Source organism: Methanobrevibacter sp., from assembly GCF_045636185.1.
Taxonomy (GTDB): domain Archaea; phylum Methanobacteriota; class Methanobacteria; order Methanobacteriales; family Methanobacteriaceae; genus Methanocatella.
Map to the genome: position 1 here is coordinate 1 of NZ_JAZTXC010000105.1, position 4,721 is coordinate 4,721.

The following is a 4,721-nucleotide window of genomic DNA, read 5'->3' on the forward strand; positions in this document are numbered from 1 at the left end:
TGAACACGTGCCATTATTTTTCTGTGCAAACCTAAAAGTAAGCTTCCAGCAAGGAATGCAATAATTACATTGATTAAAATATCTGCCATTAAATTCATAATACCACTAATATCCAGTAAACGGTTCTTTCACCCTTTCTTCCTTATCTTCCTCTCTAGGTTTAGCCATTGTAAGCAAGCCTAATGATAAAACCCAAAGAGGGATACCAATAATAGCCACCAAATAAACAATCCAATCCTGGAAGTTTATGACTAAGCAAGCCAGAATAGCTATTGTTGATATAATCAATAATACAATACATAAACTTTTTTGATTAACCATACTCTCACTACCACAATACCAATAATAATATTTCAACAGCCCTTACAATAATAAACAAAGAACTTAAGTGAATAATTACAATAAATGGAGAACCCGGTGTTCTAAACATCTCTGCCTTACTTGCGAAAAATGGTGCTACACCACTTTCACCCAATATACCTAGCAACATTAGAACTGCACCAAATACAACCATTGGAGTTGCCGGCATCTGTGACAGTACAGCAAGACTTAAGGTTCCAGTTGATGCTAGAATAATGGCTGCTCCACCAAATAACGGTAAACTACACATCATGGCAATCAAACCATATTGGTAAGCGGAGTTTAAAACACTGGTTTGTTTAACCGCTGAAACAATACCGATATTTAAAATACCGATTAACGCCATGAACAATGTAAAGTTAAATAAATCTCCAGTTAACATTGCTCCAGCCGAAGCAATACCACAAATAACTGATAAAAATCTTCTTTGTTTAAATTCCTTTTTACCCACTTTAACATTAGTATTTGAAAGTTTCATTAATGTAGCTTCCACCTGTGTTTCAGTTTTACTGATTGAAATTAACAGCGTAAATACTAAAAGCACGATAAACAAGAACAGACTAAGTGGCGTAACATATAATACGATATCTCCAAGAGGTATAGTACCTAATAAATTTCCTCCAAGCGTAATAAAATCCATCTTACCACTACTCCTTATCAATGTCCTCTCTCATAAGCAGTCCAATTAAACCAACTTTTGAAGCTACTTTTAATAATAAACCACAAGATACAATAAATAAGCTAAGTACCCACAAACTAGGAGCTACAAAGAATAAAACGAAACCAATAATCCATAAACACCATGAAATACCAGAAACACCAGCAATACCATCGAAAGTTGCTACAGGAAGTCCTCTTGCTTTTTTAGATAAGACATATAAAACAATTCCTCCACCAGCAACAGCACCACCAGTAAATCCGGTCAAGAATATTCCATAAGCAATCAATACCAAAGCTATGAAATTAGGTGCAGTAGTCATAATTTCCATATCCAAAGCAAATGGCTGAGGGAACAAGGAAGTCGATTTAGTTAAATTAGCCCTCGGATTTGCTTCGATTTTATGCATTTCTCTTGAAAGCAATATTTCAGAAATAGCTAAAGTTTCAGCCAGTTCAACTACCAAACCAGGCAATATTAATGCTTCTGCCAAATCAGTACCAACTGCAGAAACTACAATAATCATTGCAAGACCTATCAAATCAGTCAATATGAGAATATGAATATCCCTACGATTTAATGCAATAGCCATTGATCCAATAAAACCTACGATTAAAGCACCGTAAATGGCAGGCAAATACATTGAAACAAACTCAGTAGGAACATGGGAAGGTATAAATACCATTAATTATCCCTCCTTAACTGTTTGGCTCTAGCTTTTTCATCATTAATTTTTATTTCACGAGCAACATTAGCTGAATCATTTGCTGCTTTTTTAAGGTCTTTTTCTATGTCTTTTCTATCCATCGTATAATTAATCGCCAACCATGAAGCAATAATAAATGCCATCATCAATATTGAAGATTCTAAAATGGTATCGAAACCTCTTGTATAATACAATACTTCATCTATAAGTCCACCAGGAGAGGAATAAATCGAAGTACCGAAATAAGGTGATATTGAAGATACCCATTCAGCTAACGGAGACATATAACCTGTAATCATACCTAATTCTTTAGAATTTTCAGGGAATTGTGCCTTAATAATTCCAGGTTCTTTTAATATTACTCCACCTCTATCATAAGGAGCAATTGGAAGACCATCATCAATTTGAACTTGAGGAGCAGGTCTTGTATATATTTGATCATCATTCAAAGCCATAGGAACAAATAAACCCAAAATCAAGATAATTCCAAGACAAAATGCAAACAAGCGAGGAACTGTTTTTGGGTCAGCCAGTTTATTCCAGATTTTACCTATTTTCATACATCTGCCCCCATTTCTTCTAAACGAATGATAGCTCTAAATAAGATTAAAGTAATAACAACAGTTGTTGCAACTAACGTTAATAAAGCTAAAACATGATTATAAGACAATAATATTAAGCAAACACCAATAGATGCTATTTCAGTATTGAATGTTCTGACAATAGGGTCTTTTACTCCAGGACCCCATGCAGTAGCTAAACTGCCGACAATAGCTAAAATGATACCAAAATAGAAAAACAATTGAACACTAATCATGTATCTCACCACTTTCTACTTTTTTAGCTCTGATTTCCTTAATTTTCACGATAGCCATTAAAAATACTATTGTTGATAAAGGACCGGACAATGCAACGAATAAAGCAACATCCAAATATTTAAACAATACAACAGTTAATAAAAATCCGGCATCAAGTATAGAAAACATGATAACCTTGTCTAAAGGTTTTTTAAGCAAAATGATACCTAAAGCACCAATAATCATTAATGCAATTGCAATTATAGATACTACAAATTCCATACTATCCCCTCAATCCAAAAGTATTTCCTCATCTAATTTTTTTAAGGTGTATGCAATTGCATTTGCACTAATTGTAGAACAAATAAAGAATGCTGCTGCAACAATAAGAGCAAACGGAGTATTTATTATAAGGGCTATTAATGCAGATACTCCAAATCCAATGACATTTAAATACAATAGTCTTTCTGCCCTGTTTTTAGTAATCAATGCTCTTAGAGATACAAATATTAAAATTACACCAATAATTTCCACATACATAAATATCACTCTTTAGCATGTCTATTAAATTTTTCAGCTATCTTACCAAGAATGATAGATGCTCTAACTTGATCAATACCTTGGATAGTCAATATTGCAATAACCATACCTACAATAAACATTTCCGGAGTTAATCCAACAAATGAAAAGATAAAAATAAGCAATGTTGCAGTTAATGACCCAGTAGTTCCAGCATAACCCGGATCAGCACACAACCTATTTCCAATAAATATTAGAAATGCTGCAATAATACCTCCAGGAATGCCTAAAACCAAATATCCAATGGATGCCATTAATGTACCGGCAGATGCATCCGGAGAACATAAAATGTTTCCTTGGAAAAATCCACCAGCAATATCTCCTTTTCTTTCTTTAACAGATTCACCAATAATTCTGGCTCCTTTAACACCAGGCTGTTCAGGAAGTCCGAAATAAGTATCAACAATTACAAAATTTAACCAGCATATAATTGCTGCAAGTATTACACCCACTATTTCATTCATCTATATCCCCCTCCTCTGCTGGAGATGGAAATATATAACCAAATAAATATTTCACAAACAATCCAGAACAAATACCAATAATAAATGCAAGTAGGAGTCCATTAAATGCAAATGTGTAATTTAAAACCAAAAATAATGACAAAATACCAATTGCAATAATTGGAGTTGGATAAATCGCACTAACATCAAATGAATACCTATCAGACGGCATTAACGGAACCCTCAATATTAACGCAACAATAATAGATACAATAATAGCTACCAAATAGGCTAAAATCATATCAAAATAACCGATTGTTATGTTAGCAAGGCCGTAAACATTAGCAATAGCCATTGAGTTTACGGCAAGATGAACTACATCAAACATATTAAGACTCCCTCTATTATAATATATTAATTTATAATCAAAAAAATATATAAATGTTATGACTTAAAAATTATAAATAAAACATTAAATCTTATCAAATTAACAAAATAAAATATATAATTAATTTATAAAATATTAAAAGAAGATACTAATAATTAAATTTATTTTTACTAAATTTAATAATTCAAATCAGTTAATTAAGGAATAATAATGAATAAAATGTCTATGAAAAAAGTGGAAAATTAGTATTAAAATTTTCAAAAAAATATATTTAGTGGAATCCGCATCCACTGCAGGTTTCACATTTTTCCTCTTCCAAAGGATTATACTGCTTATCCTCCTGCAAAGTAGAAGAAATGAAATATTGATCCAATTCATTTTTATTTTTTAAAACAGGAGAAAGGCCTTTGAACTCACACCTAATATCACCAGTTCCACCAATATCAACAAGAATTGGTTCACCCATTTTAAATCTTTTAAAATATCCTTCAACTTCATCTTTCAATTCACCAGGAACTCTGAAATTAAAAGATAAAATATTATTTTCTTTCATTTTTAAACCAACATATTTTTGGTCTATCTCATAATTTAATCCTAATTGTTTTTTGAATATAACATTATTACCTATATCAGAAGTTGACATAAACATATCCCTCAAAATATTTTAGTTACATAAAGTTAGTTTTTTCTGATATATATACGTTTATTATTATGAACTAATTAGATAAATAATAATCTTCAAAATTATTTTAATTATAAATAAATATTAAAGATAATAATATAACCATTT

Annotated in this window: 10 protein-coding genes and 1 pseudogene; all 11 read right to left on the reverse strand. The window is 31.5% G+C overall.

The annotated features are described in order from the left end of the window. Positions 1-98, reverse strand: a pseudogene (locus ACKI3Q_RS05910) (NADH-ubiquinone oxidoreductase); the annotation flags it as partial. A gap of 7 nt (positions 99-105) precedes the next feature. Further along, positions 106-321, reverse strand: coding sequence for a DUF788 domain-containing protein (locus tag ACKI3Q_RS05915; protein ID WP_407415204.1), 216 nt, complete (start codon positions 319-321; stop codon positions 106-108). 7 nt (positions 322-328) lie between these two features. Beyond that, entirely contained in the window at positions 329-1,000 is a 672-nt protein-coding gene (locus ACKI3Q_RS05920) for a hypothetical protein (protein WP_407415206.1), read from the reverse strand. A 7-nt stretch (positions 1,001-1,007) separates the two neighbouring features. Beyond that, the gene (locus tag ACKI3Q_RS05925; RefSeq protein ID WP_407415208.1) at positions 1,008-1,703 is read right to left on the reverse strand and encodes an EhaG family protein; all 696 of its coding nucleotides are present in this window, start codon (positions 1,701-1,703) and stop codon (positions 1,008-1,010) included. Then, positions 1,703-2,284 (reverse strand): EhaF family protein, encoded by a 582-nt coding sequence (locus tag ACKI3Q_RS05930; RefSeq protein ID WP_407415210.1) that lies wholly within the window; start codon positions 2,282-2,284, stop codon positions 1,703-1,705. The genes ACKI3Q_RS05925 and ACKI3Q_RS05930 overlap by 1 nt, the downstream gene beginning before the upstream one ends. Next, the gene (locus tag ACKI3Q_RS05935; protein ID WP_407415212.1) at positions 2,281-2,541 is read right to left on the reverse strand and encodes an EhaE family protein; all 261 of its coding nucleotides are present in this window, start codon (positions 2,539-2,541) and stop codon (positions 2,281-2,283) included. Before ACKI3Q_RS05935 ends, ACKI3Q_RS05930 begins: the two co-directional genes overlap by 4 nt. Further along, a complete protein-coding gene (locus ACKI3Q_RS05940) occupies positions 2,534-2,803 on the reverse strand; it encodes a DUF2108 domain-containing protein (RefSeq protein WP_407415214.1) in 270 nt (89 codons plus the stop codon). Before ACKI3Q_RS05940 ends, ACKI3Q_RS05935 begins: the two co-directional genes overlap by 8 nt. 9 nt (positions 2,804-2,812) lie before the next feature. Next, a complete protein-coding gene (locus ACKI3Q_RS05945) occupies positions 2,813-3,061 on the reverse strand; it encodes a DUF2109 family protein (RefSeq protein WP_407415216.1) in 249 nt (82 codons plus the stop codon). Between the two features lie 5 nt (positions 3,062-3,066). Continuing rightward, positions 3,067-3,564, reverse strand: a complete 498-nt coding sequence (locus ACKI3Q_RS05950) for a hypothetical protein (protein ID WP_407415217.1) — start codon at positions 3,562-3,564, stop codon at positions 3,067-3,069. Then, positions 3,557-3,931, reverse strand: a complete 375-nt coding sequence (ehaA, locus tag ACKI3Q_RS05955) for an energy-converting NiFe hydrogenase A subunit EhaA (protein ID WP_407415219.1) — start codon at positions 3,929-3,931, stop codon at positions 3,557-3,559. The genes ACKI3Q_RS05950 and ehaA overlap by 8 nt, the downstream gene beginning before the upstream one ends. A gap of 271 nt (positions 3,932-4,202) precedes the next feature. Continuing rightward, positions 4,203-4,574: a hypothetical protein gene (locus ACKI3Q_RS05960; RefSeq protein WP_407415221.1), complete on the reverse strand. Its 372-nt coding sequence runs from the start codon at positions 4,572-4,574 to the stop codon at positions 4,203-4,205. Positions 4,575-4,721 lie beyond the last annotated feature (147 nt).